General features: G+C 65.4%; 14 protein-coding genes. 7 read left to right on the forward strand and 7 right to left on the reverse strand.

Translation table 11 applies throughout. The features are described from left to right. Positions 1-290 precede the first annotated feature (290 nt). Both P6U28_RS22705 and P6U28_RS22710 read left to right on the forward strand, forming a co-directional pair. A complete protein-coding gene (locus P6U28_RS22705) occupies positions 291-1,064 on the forward strand; it encodes a L,D-transpeptidase (RefSeq protein WP_164937233.1) in 774 nt (257 codons plus the stop codon). Positions 1,065-1,102: 38 nt separating this feature from the next. Then, positions 1,103-2,095 carry a glycerophosphodiester phosphodiesterase gene (locus P6U28_RS22710; RefSeq protein ID WP_407119936.1) on the forward strand — a complete coding sequence of 331 codons (993 nt, stop codon included), beginning with the start codon at positions 1,103-1,105 and terminating at the stop codon, positions 2,093-2,095. An 83-nt stretch (positions 2,096-2,178) separates the two neighbouring features. Here P6U28_RS22710 and P6U28_RS22715 read toward each other — a convergent pair whose 3' ends face one another. Next, positions 2,179-4,458 (reverse strand): fused MFS/spermidine synthase, encoded by a 2,280-nt coding sequence (locus P6U28_RS22715; protein ID WP_407119937.1) that lies wholly within the window; start codon positions 4,456-4,458, stop codon positions 2,179-2,181. Between the two features lie 229 nt (positions 4,459-4,687). Here P6U28_RS22715 and P6U28_RS22720 point away from each other — a divergent pair, with 229 nt between their 5' ends. Both P6U28_RS22720 and P6U28_RS22725 read left to right on the forward strand, forming a co-directional pair. Beyond that, entirely contained in the window at positions 4,688-6,298 is a 1,611-nt protein-coding gene (locus P6U28_RS22720; protein WP_129146005.1) for an NAD(P)/FAD-dependent oxidoreductase, read from the forward strand. 172 nt (positions 6,299-6,470) lie between these two features. Next, a complete protein-coding gene (locus P6U28_RS22725) occupies positions 6,471-6,656 on the forward strand; it encodes a hypothetical protein (protein WP_122401986.1) in 186 nt (61 codons plus the stop codon). Between the two features lie 120 nt (positions 6,657-6,776). Here P6U28_RS22725 and P6U28_RS22730 read toward each other — a convergent pair whose 3' ends face one another. Next, positions 6,777-6,932 (reverse strand): Flp family type IVb pilin, encoded by a 156-nt coding sequence (locus tag P6U28_RS22730; RefSeq protein WP_407123099.1) that lies wholly within the window; start codon positions 6,930-6,932, stop codon positions 6,777-6,779. Positions 6,933-7,095: 163 nt separating this feature from the next. Here P6U28_RS22730 and P6U28_RS22735 point away from each other — a divergent pair, with 163 nt between their 5' ends. Then, a complete protein-coding gene (locus P6U28_RS22735) occupies positions 7,096-7,983 on the forward strand; it encodes a 50S ribosomal protein L11 methyltransferase (protein WP_129146004.1) in 888 nt (295 codons plus the stop codon). A 67-nt stretch (positions 7,984-8,050) separates the two neighbouring features. Here P6U28_RS22735 and P6U28_RS22740 read toward each other — a convergent pair whose 3' ends face one another. Continuing rightward, positions 8,051-8,230: a hypothetical protein gene (locus P6U28_RS22740; protein ID WP_122401984.1), complete on the reverse strand. Its 180-nt coding sequence runs from the start codon at positions 8,228-8,230 to the stop codon at positions 8,051-8,053. A 187-nt stretch (positions 8,231-8,417) separates the two neighbouring features. On the opposite strand from P6U28_RS22740, the gene P6U28_RS22745 reads away from it, so the two are divergent. Both P6U28_RS22745 and P6U28_RS22750 read left to right on the forward strand, forming a co-directional pair. Next, complete coding sequence (locus tag P6U28_RS22745; RefSeq protein ID WP_407119938.1) at positions 8,418-10,247, forward strand: aminopeptidase P family protein; 1,830 nt, start codon at positions 8,418-8,420, stop codon at positions 10,245-10,247. A gap of 323 nt (positions 10,248-10,570) precedes the next feature. Continuing rightward, positions 10,571-11,848 (forward strand): multidrug effflux MFS transporter, encoded by a 1,278-nt coding sequence (locus P6U28_RS22750; protein ID WP_407119939.1) that lies wholly within the window; start codon positions 10,571-10,573, stop codon positions 11,846-11,848. A 113-nt stretch (positions 11,849-11,961) separates the two neighbouring features. Here the strand turns inward: P6U28_RS22750 and ligA are convergent, their stop codons facing one another. The 4 genes from ligA to lpxC all read right to left on the reverse strand — a co-directional run bounded on the left by ligA (position 11,962) and on the right by lpxC (position 18,072). After that, complete coding sequence (gene ligA / locus P6U28_RS22755; RefSeq protein WP_122401981.1) at positions 11,962-14,109, reverse strand: NAD-dependent DNA ligase LigA; 2,148 nt, start codon at positions 14,107-14,109, stop codon at positions 11,962-11,964. A gap of 178 nt (positions 14,110-14,287) precedes the next feature. Next, complete coding sequence (gene recN / locus P6U28_RS22760) at positions 14,288-15,961, reverse strand: DNA repair protein RecN (RefSeq protein WP_407119940.1); 1,674 nt, start codon at positions 15,959-15,961, stop codon at positions 14,288-14,290. Positions 15,962-15,975: 14 nt separating this feature from the next. Continuing rightward, the gene (locus P6U28_RS22765; RefSeq protein WP_122401979.1) at positions 15,976-16,866 is read right to left on the reverse strand and encodes an outer membrane protein assembly factor BamD; all 891 of its coding nucleotides are present in this window, start codon (positions 16,864-16,866) and stop codon (positions 15,976-15,978) included. Positions 16,867-17,109: 243 nt separating this feature from the next. Further along, positions 17,110-18,072 (reverse strand): UDP-3-O-acyl-N-acetylglucosamine deacetylase, encoded by a 963-nt coding sequence (gene lpxC, locus P6U28_RS22770; protein ID WP_122401978.1) that lies wholly within the window; start codon positions 18,070-18,072, stop codon positions 17,110-17,112. Positions 18,073-18,177: the final 105 nt, after the last annotated feature.

Genomic DNA, 18,177 nt, shown 5'->3' on the forward strand with positions numbered 1-18,177 from the left:
AATGGCAAAAGCGGCGGCGAAGCCGCCAATCGGCAGGTCATCATCAACGCACCGGGCGGCCAAATGGTTGCGCCTTTGTGACGAATTGTCGGCGATGTGAACGCATGTCCGCTCTCGAAAATGTCAGCATCGCAGCTGGCGGCGCGGCACAAAGCGGCCTTGCTTACGTCGGACATCACGTTAACGATGGCGGGCAGGCCGCTGGAACGAAAGCCGGATTGCAGGCATATTGCACGCCGGGGACGGAGAGCCGCGGCGCTAGCGTGAACAGGCCGGAGGCCGAGAGTCAGATGCGTTCATTTTTTATCGCTTTCACTTCCCTGATGCTTTTGAGCGCGGGCACCGCGCAGGCCAAGGTCGAGATCACCATCGACAAGGACAATCAGCAGATGACCGTCGCCGTGGACGGCGTGGCGCGCTATCACTGGCCGGTATCGACCGGCATCCCCTCGCGCGAAACGCCGAACGGTGCCTTCCGCGCCTTCCGCATGGAGGAGGATCATTTCTCCAAGGAATTCGACGACGCGCCGATGCCGCATTCGATCTTCTTCACCAAGGTCGGGCACGCCATCCACGGCACGGATTCGGTCAGCCGTCTCGGCACGCCCGCCTCCCATGGCTGCGTGCGGCTGTCGCGGCAGAACGCCTCGACGCTCTATGCCCTGGTGCAGCAGCAGGGCGTGCTCAACACCACGGTGACGCTGACCGGCTCGGCGCAGGTGGCGCTGGCGCGCAATCCGCGCGGCCGCAATGCCGTGGCCCGCGCAGCGCAACCGGCCGAAGAGCAATACGCGACCACGGGCGATCCCGTGAACCTGGCGCCGCCGGCGCAGCCCGCGCGCCGCTACATGCCGCAGGACGACAACTACATCTATCCGGCCGACGGCAGCGACACCGGCGCCCGCTATCCCGCGCCGCGCTCGGCAAGCCGCCCGCTTTATGACGCGCAGGTCTATCAGCAGCAGCCGCAGCCATATTACAATCAAGGCTACGGCCAGCAGGGCTACTATCAGCCGCAGCCCCGGCAATATTATCAGCCGCGCGGCTATTACTATCAGAACTGACGCGACTGCCATCAACCGCCCTCGCCGGCCGAGGCACCATGCCGTCACGTGCCACGATCATTCCGACTGTGCTCTGGATTCTGATAGCGCCGGCCATGGGAGCTGATGTGGCCTTCGACCTCGAGGCGCATCGCGGCGGGCGGGCGCTGTTGCCGGAAAACACCCTGCCCGCCTTCGCCAACGCGCTGTCGATGGGCGTCGACACGCTGGAGCTCGACGTCGGCGTCACTGCCGATGGCGAAATCGTCATCTCGCATGAGCGCGGGCTCAATCCGGATCTCGCACGCAGCTCCGATGGAGCCTACATCACTCCGCCCGGCACGCCTTTCGTAAGACTGCGGCTCGACGAGGTCAGGACCTATGACGTCGGCCAGATCCGGCCGGACAGCGCCTATGCGAAACAATTCCCCGACCAGCGTGCGGTGCCGGGAACGCGCATTCCCACCCTGCGCGAGCTGTTCTTGGTGGTGCGCAAGTCCGGCAACACGCAGGTCCGCTTCAACATCGAGACCAAGATCGATCCGAACCATCCGGACGAAGCGCCAGATCCGGCGGCCTTCGTCGCAAAGCTGCTCGGGGTGATCGAGACCGAAGGATTTTCCGATCGCGTGATGGTCCAGTCGTTCGACTGGAGGACCCTGCAGCTCGTCCAGCGGCAGGCGCCCACGATTCCAACCGTGTACCTGACGCTCCAGCGCGGCACAGGCCAGACGGTGGCGCTCGACAAGGCGACGAACTGGACGGCCGGCTTCAATCCGGCCGATCACGGCCGCTCGCTGCCACGGACGATCAAGGCTGCGGGCGGCGCGATCTGGTCGCCCTATTTCGGCGATGTGACCGCCGCGCTCGTCTCGGAGGCTCACGCGCTCGGGCTGCGCGTCGTGGTCTGGACGGTGAACAAGCGAGACGACATGGCGCGCATGATCGAGCTCGGCGTCGATGGGATCATCTCGGACAGGCCGGACCTGCTGCGGCAGGTTGCCGGCGAGAGGGGAATCGCATTGCCGGCGGGGACGCCGGTGGCGCCTTAGAACCAGTCTCGTGTCCCGGGCGCGGCGCGGCATGAAATGACGCGACGAAGAGCGGGGGCACGAGATCACTCGAGCCGCGAGCTCTACTCCCCATCCCTTAAACGCCGATACAGCGCGCCCAGGATGTTCGAATAGTCGTCGGTCCAGACCCGCACCCTGTCATCGGCTTCGGTCTGCTCCCATTGCTTGGAGGACGCGAGCCTGCCGATGTCGGCCTCCTCCCGGGCGGAGATGACGACGTCGGTCGAGAAGATGTAGTCGGAATCGCGGCCCGAATCCTCGTTGAAGACCCAGCTCTTGAGATCGTTGGCGTCGGCAATGCCGACCACGACGGTCTCGAGATCCAGATGCCGGTTGGAGACGTGCATCACCACGGCGCCGTGCGGCGCGAGCTTGTCCTTGTAGATCTTCATCGCCTCTTCGGTCGCAAGATGGATCGGAATCGCATCGGACGAATAGGCATCGACGATGATGAGATCATAGGCGCCATCGGGCTCCTTGGCGAAGGTGAGGCGCGCATCGCCGATCACGGGCTTCATGTCCGGCATGCAGCTCGATATGTAGCGGAAATTCCTGGGGTCACGCGCGGCGTCGACCATGGACTGGTCGATCTCGAAGAAAGTCCAGCTCTCCCCTCGCTCGGCAGCGCAGGCGAGCGTGCCCGAGCCAACCCCGATCGCGGCGACCTTGAGCGGCGCGCCCTTGCGCTCGCGGATCGCGCTGACGGCCTGACCGATGCCACCGTCCCGATGATAGTAGGTGATCGGCTCGGGCCGGCCGATGACCGGCGTGCCGTCATCGTTGCGAAAGCGCTCGGCGCCATGAATGGTGGTGCCGTGCATGAGCACGTGGAAATAGCCGCCCGGCGTCACCACGATCTTGTGCACGCCGAAGAAGCTGCGCACCGTCGTGACGCGGCCCTCGTCTGCGGGATAAACCCGGATCAACGCCAGCGCGAGCGCGACGGTGGCAAAGATCTTCCAGCGACCAGCATTGAGGATCAGCGCGAGCAGCGCGGCGAGCACGCCGACGGCACCGGCGACCCAGACGCGATGATCCCCGAACCAGGTCGAGAGGTCGCCCGTCGTGTACGACGGCGCGACGAGCGCTACCGCGAGCGCGGCGAGCGCCAACCAGTACCATCTCACAATGCCCGCCAGCCGCTCGGTCGCAGGCGGACGGCACAGCGCGGCGAGCGCGATCAGGATCGGATATTCGGCGATCCATGTGAACGTGAAGGGCGCAACGAGCCCAGCGAACAGGCCGCCGACCATGCCCCCGAACGACAGCGCCACATAAAACCCGGTGAGATATCTGGCCGCCGGCCGCGTCCGCGCCAATTCGCCGTGACAGGCCATGGCAATGACGAAGAAGCACAATTGATGTCCGCCGAGCGTCAGCAGCAGGTTCTGCTCTCCGCCAAAGGCCAGCAGGACGACGACGCCTGCGATCGCGAGCGGCTGGAGCATCAGCATCCATTTGTGCGGCAATAACGGCCGCGACTGGAACACCACGACCCAGGTCAAAAGGTACAGCGAGAGCGGCAGCACCCACAGCAGCGGCGCCGCCGCGACGTCGGTCGAAATGTGCGCGGTGACGGCGATGAGCAGGCCCGACGGCACTGCGGCGAGGAATATCCAGCGCAGCCGCGTCAAGAGGCCGGGCGCGGGCGCATTCACGTCCTCCGCCAGCGCGTCGGCCACCGCCAACTTGGGCGAACGCAGCAACAGCGCGCCGCAGGCGCCGATGAGAAGGATCAACAGGCCATAGCCGCCGGTCCAGAACCGGTTCTGCATCTGCAGCGTGAACATCGGCTCCAGCACGAACGGATAGGACAGCAGCGCGAGGAAGCTGCCGATGTTCGATGAGGCATAGAGGAAATAGGGATCGTGGGCCGCGGGATGGCCGGTGCGGACGAACCAGGCCTGCAGCAGCGGATTGTTGGCCGCGAGCGCGAAGAACGGCAGCCCGATCGAGACCGCGAACAGGCCGAGCAGCCAGAACGCATAGCCCGAAGCGGGCGGCTCGCCATAGGCGGAGGCGATGCCGAGCGGCAGCGTGGCGAAGGCCGCGATCAGCAGCACCAGATGCACCGCCACCGGAACGATGCGGTTCCTCACCTGCATCAGCAGATGTGCATAGGCGTAGCCGGCGAGCAACAGCGACTGGAAGAACACCATGGCCACCGACCACACCGCAGGCGAGCCGCCGAGCCGCGGCAGCACCATCTTCGTGAACAGCGGCTGCACCGAGAACAGCAGCAGCGCGCTGACGAAGATCGCGGCGGTGTAGACCGCCAGCAGCAGCCGGTTGCGCGAAGGAGACGACTGCTCCGTGGCCGCGGGTTGCACGATCGAATCCATGGGAGCTCCGGCTCAAAACCCGGCGGGCGCCGGACGCGCGCAATGGAGCACAAGGCGCCTGAACGGGCAACAAAGGGTGTCGTGATGTTGCAGCGGGAAATGCTTGATGTAGAGATGTCGTTCCGGGGCGCCTCGAAGAGGCGAACACGGAACCTCGAGATTCTCCGGTGCGGAGCCGGCACGATAGTTCGATGCTGCGCATCGCCCCGGAAATGAAGCCAAGGAAATCATGACCGAAACCGACGTCATCATCATCGGCGCTGGCCATAACGGCCTCACCTGTGCGGCCTATCTCGCGATGGCAGGCCTGCGGGTGCGCGTGGTCGAGCGTCGCAAGGTGGTCGGCGGCGCAGCGGTCACGGAGGAGTTTCACCCCGGTTTTCGCAATTCGGTCGCGGCTTATACCGTGAGCCTGCTCAATCCGCGGGTGATCCGCGATTTGAATCTTGCGGAACAAGGCCTGCGCATCGTCGAACGGCGCGCGCAGAATTTTCTGCCGGCGCCGGATGCCAGCCATCTCCTCACCGGCGAGGGGCGGACGAAAGCCTCGGTGGCGCGGCTCAGCGCGCATGATGCGGAGGCTCTCGACGGCTTCGCGCGCGAGCTGGAAGACATCGCCGACGTGCTCAGGCAATTCGTGTTGCGCGCGCCGCCGAACCTGCTCGAGGGCTTCGGCACGAATGCGATCCGCGAGGCCGTGAACGCGCTGCAGAGCGCCAATATCCTGCGCGGCCTCACGCTGGAACAGAGCCGCAGCCTGCTCGATCTGTTCACCCGTTCGGCCGGCGAAATGCTGGACGAACGTTTCGAACATGATCTGGTCAAGGCGCTGTTCGGCTTCGATGCCATAGTCGGCAACTATGCCAGCCCCTACGCCCCCGGCTCGGCCTATGTGATGCTGCATCACGCCTTCGGCGAGGTGAACGGCAAGAAGGGTGTCTGGGGCCACGCCATCGGCGGCATGGGCGCGATCACGCAGGCGATGGCGCGCGCGGCACGCGAGCGCGGCGTCGTGATCGAAACGGATGCCGGCGTCCGTGAGATCATCGTCGAACGCGACCGCGCCGTCGGCGTCGCGCTGGAGAACGGCGCCAGCATCCGCGCGAAATATATCGCGGCCAACGTCAATCCGAAGCTGCTCTACACGCGACTGATCGCGGCCGACGCTCTCCCTGCGGATTTCCTCGCTCGCATCCGGCACTGGAAGAACGGCTCCGGCACCTTCCGCATGAACGTGGCGCTGGACCGCCTGCCCTCCTTCACGGCGCTGCCGGGCGAAGGCGATCATCTCTCTTCCGGCATCATCCTGGCGCCGACCCTCGACTACATGGACCGCGCCTATCTCGATGCGCGGGCGCAGGGCTGGAGCCGTGAGCCCGTCGTCGAGATGCTGATCCCCTCAACGCTCGACGACACGCTGGCGCCCGCCGGCAAACACGTCGCGAGCCTGTTCTGTCAGCATGTCGCACCAACGCTCCCCGGTGGGAAGTCGTGGGACGACCATCGTGAAGAGGTCGCCGATCTCATGATCGCGACGGTGGATCAATACGCGCCGGGTTTTGCGGCGAGCGTGCTCGGCCGTCAGATCCTGTCACCGCTCGATCTCGAGCGGCAATTCGGTCTGCTGGGAGGCGACATCTTCCACGGCGCGCTGACGCTGAACCAGCTGTTCTCGGCGCGGCCGATGCTGGGCCACGCCGACTATCGCGGGCCGTTGAGGGGCCTCTACCATTGCGGCTCCGGCGCCCACCCCGGCGGTGGCGTCACCGGCGCCCCCGGGCACAACGCCGCCCAGGTGATCCTGCGGGATCACCGGTCCCTGTTCGGAAGCCGTGGATAGGACTGCGGATTAGTTGTGGACAGGCTGTCGAAAGGTCTGTGGCGAAACTGGACGGCTTCTCAGGACAAGCCCGGAACAGGCTGTGGAAAAGACGCGGGACAAGTAAGGTATAAGGCAGGGGATGGCCTCGGAATGACGAGCGGAGAGGCTGTGGACGTCGGGTAGCGCTCGCATGATCGACGAGAAGAGAAACGCAGAAGATTTCCGCTGGAGCGAGCAAATTGCCGCCTCGATCGTGGATGAATCGCTGGTCGCGAAACTGATTGCGGAAGATCAGGCCGAATGGGCGCGCCAAATAGTCGCCCAAGACATTCACATCCAACTGGTCTCTGGCTTTAGGCCGCCCAATTCGAACTGAGGCATTGCCGGGCATTCCTGCGAGCCCAAACGGCCTCGCCCACCATGGGAATCCCCTGGCGGGCGGTGATCAGAGCAGCCTTGGAAGAAAATAGCTCCCGCTCTGAAATGCCGGCGGAAATTACTTCAAGGAGGTGTTAATCGAAGTGAACTTGTCGTTCATGGTGGTGCCCAGGCCGTTCACCACGGTGATGATCGCCAGGGCGATACCCGCGGCGATCAAGCCGTATTCGATCGCGGTTGCACCGGACTCGTCCGGCCAGAACTTCTGAATCATGCGCTTCAAGACTCGCTCCCGTTTCAATCCCAAGCTGTGTCGGGTTTCTTCAACATCCGGAAATGTACGGGAGACAAGCTAGGGGCGGATTAACCGGCGAACCGCAATTTGTCCGGAAAATTGGCAGCAAAAGTTGCAAAAATTGAGCTCAACGGAACCCTGAATGCAGCCTTCCCCCACCCATCGCGCCAGCTTTTCGATCGGCAGTGAGGCCGACGCCAGACGCGTCGTCGACGTGCTCACCGAGGTGTTTTTCGATGGCGATGCGGCGGTCGCCGCCTTCGAGCGGCCGGACGGACAATGGGACGTCACGCTCCACTTCGCTGAGGCGCCGGACCAGGCATGGCTGCGCGAGCTCGTTGCAACGTCCGCAGGAAATGAGATCGCCGCGACGCTCGCCTTCGACACGATCGAGGCCAAGGACTGGGTCAAGGCCAGCCTGGAGGATCTCGTCCCGGTCCCGGCCGGGCGCTTCGTCGTGCACGGCAGCCATGACCGTGACCGTGTGGCGCCGAACAAGCTCGCCATCGAGATCGAGGCGGCGCTCGCCTTCGGCACCGGCCATCATGGCACCACGCGCGGCTGTTTACTTCTGCTTGACCATGTCCTGAAGAGTTCCCGGCCGCGCAACGTGCTCGACCTCGGCACCGGGACCGGCGTGCTGGCGATCGCAGCCGCGAAGGCGCTGCATCGCGCAGTGCTGGCCTCCGACATCGATCCGCCCTCGGTGCGGGTGGCGGCTGAGAACGCCTCGCTGAATGAAGTTGGCAATCATGTGCGGGTGATCCGCGCCACGGGCTTTGCCGCGCCGGATTTTGCGCGCGCGGGTCCGTTCGACCTGGTGCTCGCCAACATCCTAGCCAATCCGCTGCGGCAATTGGCGAGCCCGATGGCGCGGCACCTCGCGCCTGGCGCCCGCGTCATCCTCTCCGGCCTGCTGACGCATCAGGCCCCGGCCGTAATCGCCGCCTACCGCGCGCGCGGCCTGGTGCCACTGCGGCATGTGAGGATCGAGGGATGGAGCAGCCTGTTGCTGCGGAAGCTGGGGTAAAACGCCTCCGCGGCGCCGGTGCGCTCCCGTGCCCCGCTTGCGGGGAAAGGTAACGAGCGACGCCGCGCTACTCCGCCGGCTTCTCGTCGCGGCGTATCGCGCGATCGTCCTGCAAAGTGCGCCGCGCGCGCCGCTCGGCGAAACGGTCGATCATCTGGCTGATGAGGCCGCGCGGCTTCTTCGGTACCGCCGCAGTCGGGGCCCGGCGCACCGGCGGCGAAATCTTCTCAAACGTGAACGCTGGCATCGTGTGTCCCCTCGCCGTTGAGATGAACCACCTGCTCGAATTTCCCTGTTATTCGGACGAAGCGCAACTGCCGCATCCTTTGCTCCACTCAATTCGAATGGAACTATTTCAAGCACAGTCCATGCCAGATGCGCCGCAAATGCGTCTACATTGCGGACCGATGCCCATGATCCTAAAGTGATCCACCATGTTCGAAGCACACTTCCAGACATTCGAGGAGCCGGAGGCCGGCGTCGCATTGACGGCACGGCTGGCTGCACTTCGCGAAGAACTCGCCCGTCGCAAGCTGACCGGCTTCGTCGTTCCGCGCGCCGACCAGCAGCAGAACGAATATGTGCCGCCATCGGAAGAGCGGCTGGCCTGGCTGACCGGCTTTACGGGCTCGGCGGGCCTGGCGGTGGTGCTGACGCAGGAAGCCGCGGTGTTCGTCGACGGCCGCTACACGCTTCAGGCCGCCAAGCAGGTCGACGCCAAGGCCTGGGCCGTGGAATCGCTGGTCGACCCACCGCCGGAGAGCTGGGTGTCGGCGCATCTGAAAGCCGGTGACCGCCTTGGATTTGATCCGTGGCTGCACACTTTTTCAGCAGCGGAACGCCTGTCCGCAGCCTGCGCCAAGGCCGGCGCCGAGCTGGTGGCCGTCGACAGCAATCCGATCGACGTGATCTGGCAGGACCGGCCGCGGCCGCCGCTCGCCCCCGTCGCCGTGCACAGCCTCCAACATGCCGGTGTCACTGAAGCGGAAAAGCTGACGCAGATCAGGGCCGAGATCGCCAAGCTCGGCACCGATGCGCTGGTGCTGTCGGACAGTCATGCGGTGGCCTGGACCTTCAACATCCGCGGCGCCGACGTCGCCCATACGCCGCTGCCGTTGTCGTACGCGCTGGTGCCGAAGGACGGCCGCCCCACCATCTTCATCGACCACCGCAAGCTCTCCAACCTCACACGCGACCATCTCGAGCAAGCCGCCGACGTGCGCGAACCGGACGCCATGGCGCCGACGCTGATGGCGCTGGCCAAAAGCGGCGCGGCGATCGCGCTGGACAACGCCACCGCGGCCGACGCACTCAGCCGCCTGATCGCGGGCGCCGGCGGCAAGCCGGTGCGTGGCAACGATCCGGTTGCACTGCTCAAAGCGGTCAAGAACGCGACCGAGATCAATGGCACCAAGACGGCCCATGTGCGCGACGCCGCAGCGCTGGCGCGCTTCCTCGCATGGATCGATCGCGAGGCGCCGAGCGGCAAGCTCACCGAGATCGACGCGGTCGAGGCGCTGGAAACCTTCCGCCGCGACACCGGCGCGCTCAAGGACGTGTCGTTCCCGACCATCTCCGGCACCGGTCCGAACGGCGCCATCGTGCACTACCGCGTCACCCGCAAGAGCAACCGGCGGATCGCACCCGGCGATCTCCTGCTGATCGATTCCGGCGCGCAATATGAGGACGGCACCACCGACGTCACGCGCACCATGGCGGTGGGCGAGCCGACGGACGAGATGCGCGACCGCTTCACCCGCGTGTTGCGCGGCCATATCGCGATCGCGCGCGCCGTCTTTCCGGACGGCACCACGGGCGCGCAACTCGACACGCTGGCACGACAATATCTCTGGTCCGTGGGCCTTGATTTCGAGCACGGCACCGGCCACGGCGTCGGCAGCTATCTCTCGGTGCACGAAGGGCCCGCGCGAATTTCGAAGCTCGGCACCACGCCGCTGAAGCGCGGCATGATCCTCTCCAACGAGCCCGGCTACTACAAGACCGACGGCTTCGGCATCCGCATCGAGAACCTGGAGCTGGTGGTCGCGGCCGACATCAAGGGCGCCGAAAAGCCGATGAACGCGTTCGAGACGCTGACCTTGGCGCCGATCGACCGTCGGCTGATCGACGTGGCGATGCTGAGCAAGGACGAACTCGACTGGCTCAATGCCTACCATGCGCGCGTGAAGGCCGAGGTGCGGCCGGCGCTGGACGATGCGACGAGGGCCTGGCTCGATCAGGCGACGGCGGAGTTGAAGGCGTAGTGCGCATGGCGCTACCTGATTTGCGCAACGCTGCTTCCTCACCACAGGTGTCATGCCCCGCCTTGTGCGCAGTTGCGCACTGGGGCGGGGCATCCAGTATTCCAGAGACAGCAAACGCACGCGGAGAAGCCGCGGCGTACTGGATTCCCCGCTTTCGCGGCGAATGACATCGCATTTGCGGCGCAAGCAACGCGCCCAATCGGTCGCCATCGCGCTAATACTATAACCGTCCCAAAATCCGTATAGCCGCATTCCGAAACGCCGATATCCGTCTTGTGTAACGACGCTACAGTCCGATTCGGATTTCGACGAGACGGACACTTATGCACGGCATGATCAGCGGGCCGCCGGAAGCGGCCACGAAGACCATCGCGACCTCGCGCGCGGTGCTGCTGCTGCTGGTCGTCATGACCGGGATCGCGCCGATCTCGCTCTACATGCTGGTTCCGGCGCTGCCGGTGCTGGCGACGAATTTCGGCAGCGACATCTCGATCGCGCAGATGACGGTCTCGCTCTACATGGTCGGCATCGCGCTGTCACAGCTGATCATGGGTCCGCTGTCGGACCGGTTGGGACGGCGTCCGGTGCTGCTCGGAGGACTGGCGCTGATGGTGGCGGCCAGCATCGGCTGCATCCTCGCGCAAAACCTGCCGCAGCTGATCGCAGCACGCTTCTTCCAGGCGCTGGGCGGCGCCGCCGGCATGGTGGTGAGCCGCGCCATCATCCGCGACATCTATGAGCGCGATCGCGTCGCCTCGATGATCAGCCTCGTGGTCGCGGCGCTGATGATCGGACAGATGGTCTCGCCGCTCACCGGCGGCCTGATCGAGACCGCGTTCGGCTGGCGCGCGATCTTCTACGCCATCACCATCGGTGCGATTATTGTCGCCGTCGGGATTGGGGTGGCGCTGCCCGAGACGCGCCGCACCCGCGCCGTCGGCAGCAGCTTTCGCCGCGACGTCGGCATGCTGATCACGAACCGCGCCTTCGTCGGTTACGTGATGTGCCAGGTGCTGGCCTCGCAGATCATTTTCACCTTCGCCGGCGGCGGGCCCTACATCGTGGTGACGCAGATGGGACGGAGCAGCGCCGAATACGGCGCGTGGTTCGCCACGACGGGTTTTGCGTATCTCGTCGGCAACCTGCTCTGCGTGCGATTTGCGCCCAGGCACTCGCTGGAAAGGCTCATTTGGCTCGGGCTTGGCCTGCAGCTTTGCGGCAGCCTCCTGAACCTGCTCTGGAGCGTGACTGGCTGGAACGAGGCCCCAAGCTGGCTTTTCGGCACGCAGATGATCGTGATGGTCGGCAATGCCTTCGTGATGGCGAATTCCGCAGCCGGAGCGATCAGCATCCGCCCCGAAGCGGCGGGCACCGCCTCAGGCGCGATGGGCTTCCTGCAGCAGGGCATTGGCGCGCTGATGTCGCAATTCGGCGCCTATCTCGGCGGCCACTCCGCAACGACGCTGCCCCTCACCTCCGCGGTCCTCGCGATCTCGCTGCTCTGTGCGTGCACAATGATCTTCGTCGTGCCGCGCCGCGAGGTCGTGGTGAGTGAGGAATTGATCGAGCAGGCGGAGGAGGAAGAGACGGGGATGATGTGACGAGCGGCCGCCGCCCTCTTCCGTCATTGCGAGCGCAGCGAAGCAAATCCAGACTGTCGTCGCGGAAGGATTCTGGATTGCTTCGCTGCGCTCGCAATGAGGAAAGAAAACCTTCACTCCCCGATCAGCTTCAGCCACTCGTCCTCGGTCAGCACCTTGACGCCGTGCTTGTTGGCTTCGGCGAGCTTCGAGCCCGCGCCGGGGCCGGCGACCACCAGATCGGTCTTCTTCGAAACCGAGCCCGACACCTTGGCCCCTAACCGCTCAGCTGTCGCTTTGGCTTCATCCCGCGTCATCTTCTCCAGCGAGCCTGTGAACACCACGGTCTTGCCGGCGACGGCCGAGTTGCTCTTCGGCTTCTCGGCGTCGACGATCTCGACCTCACTGGTCAGCCGTTCGACGATGCCGCGGTTGTGGCTCTCGCCGAAATAATCGGCGATGCTCTTGATCACGGTGTCACCGATCTGATCGAGCGCGTCCATGTCCGCAATCGCCTCCTCGTCGCCGCGAGCGACCTTGAGGCAAGCGTCGTGGAAGGCGTCCCACGAGCCGTAGCCGCGCGCCAGCGCCAGCGCCGTGGTCTCGCCGACATGGCGCATGCCGAGCGCATAGATGAAGCGCTCCAGCGCGATTTTTCGCCGGTTCTCGATGGCGCCGAACAGGTTGCGCACCGAGGTCGCGCCGTAGCCCTCGACCTCCTCGAGCTTGAGCTTCGCGTTGCGCTGCTCCAGCGTGAAGATGTCGGCGGGCTCCTTCACCCATCCCTCGTCGAAGAAATACTGGAGCTGCTTCTCGCCAAGGCCGTCGATGTCGAAGGCCCGCCGCGACACGAACAGCTTGAGGTGCTCGATCTTCTGGTAGGGACAGGCGAACTCGCCGGTGCAGCGGGCGCGCGAGCCCTCCTCGCCCGTCGCGGTCTCCTCGCGCACGACGTCGGTGTGCAGCGGACACGGGCACTTCTTCGGGAAGTGGAACTCCTTTGCGGTCTTCGGCCGCTTGTCGAGGACGACGTCGACCACCTGCGGGATGACGTCGCCGGCGCGCTGGATCACGACGGTGTCGCCGATCCTGATGTCGCGCCCCTCGCGCAGCACCTCGCCCTTGTTGCCGATGCCCTTGATGTAGTCCTCGTTGTGCAGCGTGACGTTCTGCACGATCACGCCGCCGACGCCGACCGGCTCGAGCTTGCCGACCGGCGTGAACGAGCCGGTGCGGCCGACCTGGATCTCGATGTCGCGCAGCACCGTCATGGCACGCTCCGCCGGGAATTTGTGCGCGATGCCCCAGCGCGGCGTGCGCGAGACGAAGCCGAGCCGCTCCTGCCAGTCGATGCGGTCGACCTTGTAGACGACGCCGTCGATGTCGTAGTCGAGCCGTGCGCGCTGCTCCTCGATCGCATGATGAAACGCGAGCAGCTCCTCGACGGAGTGACAGAGCTTGGTCAGTGGATTGGTCTTGAAGCCGCAGCGCTCGAACCAGCCGATCATGCCGCTCTGCGTATCCTCCGGCATCGCACTCATCTGCCCCCAGGCATAGGCGAAGAAGCCGAGGGGACGGGAGGCGGTGATGGTCGCGTCCTTCTGCCGGAGCGAGCCGGCGGCCGAATTGCGCGGATTGGCGAAGATGGTGCCGCCTTCCGCCTTCTGCCGCTCGTTGAGCGCGAGGAACGCCTTCTTGGTCATGTAGACCTCGCCGCGTACCTCGCAGATATCGGGGACGTTGCGGCTCTTCAGCTTCTGCGGAACGTCTTCGAGCGTGCGGATGTTGGCGGTGACGTCCTCGCCGACCGCGCCGTCGCCGCGCGTCGCGGCGGTGACGAGCTCGCCGCCCTCGTAGCGCAGCGACATCGAGAGACCATCGATCTTCGGCTCGGCGGAGAAATCGACCTTGTCGTCGTCGAGCTTCAGGAACCGGACGATGCGCCCAACGAAATCGCGCACGTCCTCTTCCGCAAAGGCGTTGTCGAGCGACAGCATGGGCAGGGAATGCCGGACTTTCTTGAAGCGGCCTGACGGCGCGGCGCCGACCTTCTGCGAGGGCGAATCCGCGGTGACGAATTCGGGGAAGCGCTTCTCGATGGCATTGAGGCGCTGACGCAGCGCGTCGTACTCGGCGTCGGTGACGCTGGGCGCGTCCTCCTGATAGTAGCGCTCGTTGTGCCCCTCGATCTCGAGCGACAGCCGCATATGCTCGACCTTGGCCTGCGCCTTGGTGAGGTCGGCGAGGTCGCGAAGCGGTTTCGATTTTGCTGCTCTGGCCATGGTGCTTGGATACGACGGAGCGGGCGGGAGGGTAAAGGCTTGTGGAAATCTGGTGCCCCGGATGCAGCGCAGCGCCTCTTCAGCGATGCGCTGCTGAGCCGGGGCCCATGCGGCGGGAGCTCTGGGTCCCGGCTCTGCGGAGCAGCGCTACGCGCTGCGCCGCGTCCGGGAAACGACTCTAAGCCGTCGCCGCCTTCAGCAATCGTTCCGCCGCTGCCCTCGCCTCGGCGGTGATCTCGGCACCGGCGAGCATGCGGGCGATTTCCTCGCGGCGGTGGTCGGCGGCGAGCGCATTGACGCGGGTGGCGACGCGCTTGCCCTTGTCGAGGGCGTCCTTGGAGATCAGGAGGTGCTGGTCGGCGCGGGCGGCGACCTGTGGGGCGTGGGTCACGGCCATGACCTGGACCTTACCGGCGAGCCGCGCCAGGCGCCCGCCGATGGCGTCCGCGACCGCACCGCCGACGCCGGTGTCGATCTCGTCGAACACCAGGGTCGGCGCCGAACCGCGGTCGGACAGCACGACTTTGAGCGCCAACAGGAAGCGCGACAGCTCGCCGCCGGAGGCGACCTTCATCAGCGGACCCGGCTTGGTGCCCGGGTTGGTCTGCACCCAGAACTCGACGCGATCGAAACCTTGCGGCCCCGGTGCGGCTTCGTCCGTCTCGACCTGGGTTATGAATTTTGCGCGTTCGAGCTTGAGCGGCGCGAGCTCGGCATTGACGGCCTTGTTGAGCTTCTCCGCCGATTTCTGCCGCGCCAGCGACAGCTTCCTGGCGGCGGCCGCATAACGGCTATCTGCCTCGATCGCCGCCTGCTCCAGCTTCTTCAGGCGCGAGGCGCCGGCGTCGATCAGAACGACGTCCGCGGCATATTTGGCGGCCAGCGCGGCGAGCCCGTCGACCGGCCTCGAATATTTGCGCGAGGCGGCGCGGAGCGCGAACAGCCGCTCCTCGATGCGCTCGAGCTCGGCTGGATCGAAATCGGTTGCGGCCAGCGCTGCCTGGAGATGCTGGTCGGCTTCCTCCAGCGCGTTGATCGCCGCGTCGATCGCCTTCACCGCGGGCTCGACCAGCGCCGGCGAGTTGACGCCGCGGCGCTCCAGCCGGCGCACCGCCGCCGACAGGGCGGCGACCGGCGAATGATTGCCGCCGACCGCTTCCTGCGCCTCGCGCAGGTCAGAGGCGATCTTCTCGCCCTGCATCATGGTGGTGCGGCGCGAGGCCAGCGCGGTCTCCTCGCCCTCCTTGGGCGCAAGCTGCTTCAGCTCGTCGGAGGCGTGGCGCAGATAATCGGCCTCGCGTGCGGCACGCTCCATGGCAGCGCGATGCTGCTCCAGCGCGGTGTTGGCGCTGCGGCGCTCGTCCCAGAGCGCTTCAACCGCCGCGACGTCCTTTTCGAGGCCGGCAAAGGCGTCGAGCAGGCGGCGGTGGGTGGCGGCATCGACCAGCGCGCGCTCGTCGTGCTGACCGTGGATCTCGACCAGGGCGGCGCCGACCGCCTTCAGCGTCTGCACGCTGATCGACTGATCGTTGATGAAGGCGCGGGTGCGGCCGTCGGCAAGCTGCACGCGGCGCAAGATCATCTCGCCGGTATCGTCGAGGCCGTTCTCGGCCAGAATCTTGGCCGCCGGGTGATTTTTCGGGACATCGAACACGGCGGTGACCTGCCCCTGCTCCGCACCGTGGCGCACGAGGCCGGCATCGCCGCGGCCGCCGAGCGCCAGCGCAAAAGCATCGAGCAGGATGGATTTGCCTGCACCGGTCTCGCCGGTCAAAACCGCGAGGCCGGAGGCGAATTCGATATCGAGCCGTTCGATCAGGACGATGTCACGGATCGACAGACGCGCCAGCATGGAACCCCAATTTCCTAGCCGAGACCCATTTTCTTGAAGGTCTTGCTGATCCAGGACCCCTGATTCTCGCTCGGCTCGAGACCGCCGGATTTTACAAGATTATAGGCGTCCTTGTACCAGCGGCTGTCAGGAAAATTGTGACCAAGCACGGCCGCCGCGGTCTGTGCCTCGCCGACGATGCCGATCGCCATATAGGCTTCGGTCAACCGGTACAGCGCCTCCTCGACATGGCGGGTGGTCTGGTACTGCGTGACGACGGCCTTGTAGCGGTTGATCGCGGCCGTGTAGTCGCGCTTCTGGGCGTAGTAGCGGCCGACATTCATCTCCTTGCCGGCGAGTTGGTCGCGCGCGCCCTCGATCTTGGCCTTGGCCGAAGTCGCATATTCCGAGTTCGGATATTTGCGCACCACCTCTTCCAGCGCGGCGATCGCCTTTTCGGTACGGGACTGGTCGCGGCTGATATCCGGAATCTGGTCGTAATGGGAGGCGGCGATCAGGTATTGCGCATAGGCCGCGTCCGGACTGCCGGGATGCAGCGTGACATAGCGCGTGGCGGCACCGATGCAGCCGTCATAGTCGCCGCCCTGGTAGGACGCATAGGCCGACATCAGCAGCGATTTACGGGCCCAGTCGGAATAAGGATGCTGGCGGTCGACCTCCTCGAACTTCTTGTTCGCCGCCTTCATGTCCTTCTTCTCGTTCATGAGGTACAGGCCCTCATTGTAGATCTTGTCAGCGGGCTCCTCGACGAAGGTGTCGTCCTTGGCGGTGAATTTGTCCCAGAGCGAGCCGGTGCCGCAGCCGGCGAGCGGCAGCGCGAGCATGATGAAAGTGACGGCCTGAAGCAGCCCACGGGCTCGCGACGAGACCGAGAAATATCCGCGCGTCATACGCTGTGCCGACATGAGTTTAAGACCTGACGCCCTGTGATGCGGTGTCCGCCAGCCCACGACCCCCGTCATGGGCGCGAAATGTGCCGTGGTGCCTGCCATGCGACCACGCCGATGTATCCGAAAAACGATCGTAACGAACCGGATAGGCAGGCATTTCGCCCGGATTAAGGCGAACCTGCCCCAATGCTAGCCGATCATGCTTACCAGGAGTTTCCCGGGGAAGCCGCCAGCCATACGTGGGGGCGACAGGTCGCTTCAGGACACATCCGGTCCGAATGCCGCGGCGATCCGGCCACCGACGATGCCGCGACCGACTTCGCCGACGGGACGCGTGGTGCGGCGGGCAGCCTCGCCCTCGACCACCCGCCAGGCGGTCCGGTCGGCGAGCAGCGCGGTCAGGACTGCGTGGTTGAGCTTGTGGCCCCCACGCACCGAGCGATAGGCACCAAGCAGCGGCAGCCCGGCCAGCGAGAGGTCGCCGATCACATCCAGCACCTTGTGACGGGCGCATTCATCGGCGTAGCGCAAGCCCTCGGTATTGAGCAGCCGCTCGTCATCGAACACGACGGTGTTATCGAAGGAGGCGCCGAGGGCATAGCCGGCGCTCCAGAGCCGCGCGACATCGCCCATCAGGCCGAAAGTCCGGGCCCTCCCGACTTCGCGGCGGAAGCCTTCCGGATTGAGGTCGAAGGCGTAAGCCTGCTGGCCGATGACGGGATTGGTGAAGTCGATCTCGACCTCGACGCGGAAACCGCTGGCGTGGGGCCTGATCTCGCCGAAGGAGTCGCCGATCTTGACCGAGATCGGCTTCAAAACCTGAATGAAGCGGCGCTGCGCGGGCTGGGTGACGATGCCGGCCTGGTCGATTGCCGCAATGAAGGCCGCAGCGCTGCCGTCCATGATCGGTACTTCGGGACCGTCGATCTCGATGGTGGCGTTGTCGACGCCCATGCCCCGCAGCGCTGCGAGCACGTGCTCGGCAGTGGACACCAGCGGGCCATCGTGGTCCCCGAGAACAGTGGCAAAGTCGGTCGCGATCACCTGCTCGGCGGTCGCCTGAACTTCGCGGTCACTTCCGTCAAGGCCGGTGCGGACAAAAATAAAACCCGCGTCCACGGGCGCAGGCCCAAGCGTGAGAGTGACGGGAAGACCGGAATGAACGCCCACGCCTGCCACAGAGGCTTGCGCACGAAGCGTTGTTTGCCGGCTAAACTTCATCAGGAATCCGCCCCACTACGACCCACTGCGACTTATACGAGACCCGCTTGGCCGGCGAGTGCCGACAGTTGCGAATCTCCGTATCCCCAAGTCACGGCGAACCAT

The sequence above is a fragment of the Bradyrhizobium sp. STM 3561 genome (assembly GCF_045571455.1).
In the GTDB taxonomy this organism is placed as follows: Bacteria; Pseudomonadota; Alphaproteobacteria; order Rhizobiales; family Xanthobacteraceae; genus Bradyrhizobium; species Bradyrhizobium vignae.

What these genes read in the sequence shown, in the direction of transcription:
- P6U28_RS22705 (WP_164937233.1), top strand. Translation starts at nt 291, where the DNA reads ATGCGTTCATTTTTTATCGCTTTCACTTCCCTGATGCTTTTGAGCGCG.
- P6U28_RS22710 (WP_407119936.1), top strand. Translation starts at nt 1,103, where the DNA reads ATGCCGTCACGTGCCACGATCATTCCGACTGTGCTCTGGATTCTGATA.
- P6U28_RS22715 (WP_407119937.1), bottom strand. Translation starts at nt 4,458, where the DNA reads ATGGATTCGATCGTGCAACCCGCGGCCACGGAGCAGTCGTCTCCTTCG.
- P6U28_RS22720 (WP_129146005.1), top strand. Translation starts at nt 4,688, where the DNA reads ATGACCGAAACCGACGTCATCATCATCGGCGCTGGCCATAACGGCCTC.
- P6U28_RS22725 (WP_122401986.1), top strand. Translation starts at nt 6,471, where the DNA reads ATGATCGACGAGAAGAGAAACGCAGAAGATTTCCGCTGGAGCGAGCAA.
- P6U28_RS22730 (WP_407123099.1), bottom strand. Translation starts at nt 6,932, where the DNA reads ATGATTCAGAAGTTCTGGCCGGACGAGTCCGGTGCAACCGCGATCGAA.
- P6U28_RS22735 (WP_129146004.1), top strand. Translation starts at nt 7,096, where the DNA reads ATGCAGCCTTCCCCCACCCATCGCGCCAGCTTTTCGATCGGCAGTGAG.
- P6U28_RS22740 (WP_122401984.1), bottom strand. Translation starts at nt 8,230, where the DNA reads ATGCCAGCGTTCACGTTTGAGAAGATTTCGCCGCCGGTGCGCCGGGCC.
- P6U28_RS22745 (WP_407119938.1), top strand. Translation starts at nt 8,418, where the DNA reads ATGTTCGAAGCACACTTCCAGACATTCGAGGAGCCGGAGGCCGGCGTC.
- P6U28_RS22750 (WP_407119939.1), top strand. Translation starts at nt 10,571, where the DNA reads ATGCACGGCATGATCAGCGGGCCGCCGGAAGCGGCCACGAAGACCATC.
- ligA (WP_122401981.1), bottom strand. Translation starts at nt 14,109, where the DNA reads ATGGCCAGAGCAGCAAAATCGAAACCGCTTCGCGACCTCGCCGACCTC.
- recN (WP_407119940.1), bottom strand. Translation starts at nt 15,961, where the DNA reads ATGCTGGCGCGTCTGTCGATCCGTGACATCGTCCTGATCGAACGGCTC.
- P6U28_RS22765 (WP_122401979.1), bottom strand. Translation starts at nt 16,866, where the DNA reads ATGTCGGCACAGCGTATGACGCGCGGATATTTCTCGGTCTCGTCGCGA.
- lpxC (WP_122401978.1), bottom strand. Translation starts at nt 18,072, where the DNA reads ATGAAGTTTAGCCGGCAAACAACGCTTCGTGCGCAAGCCTCTGTGGCA.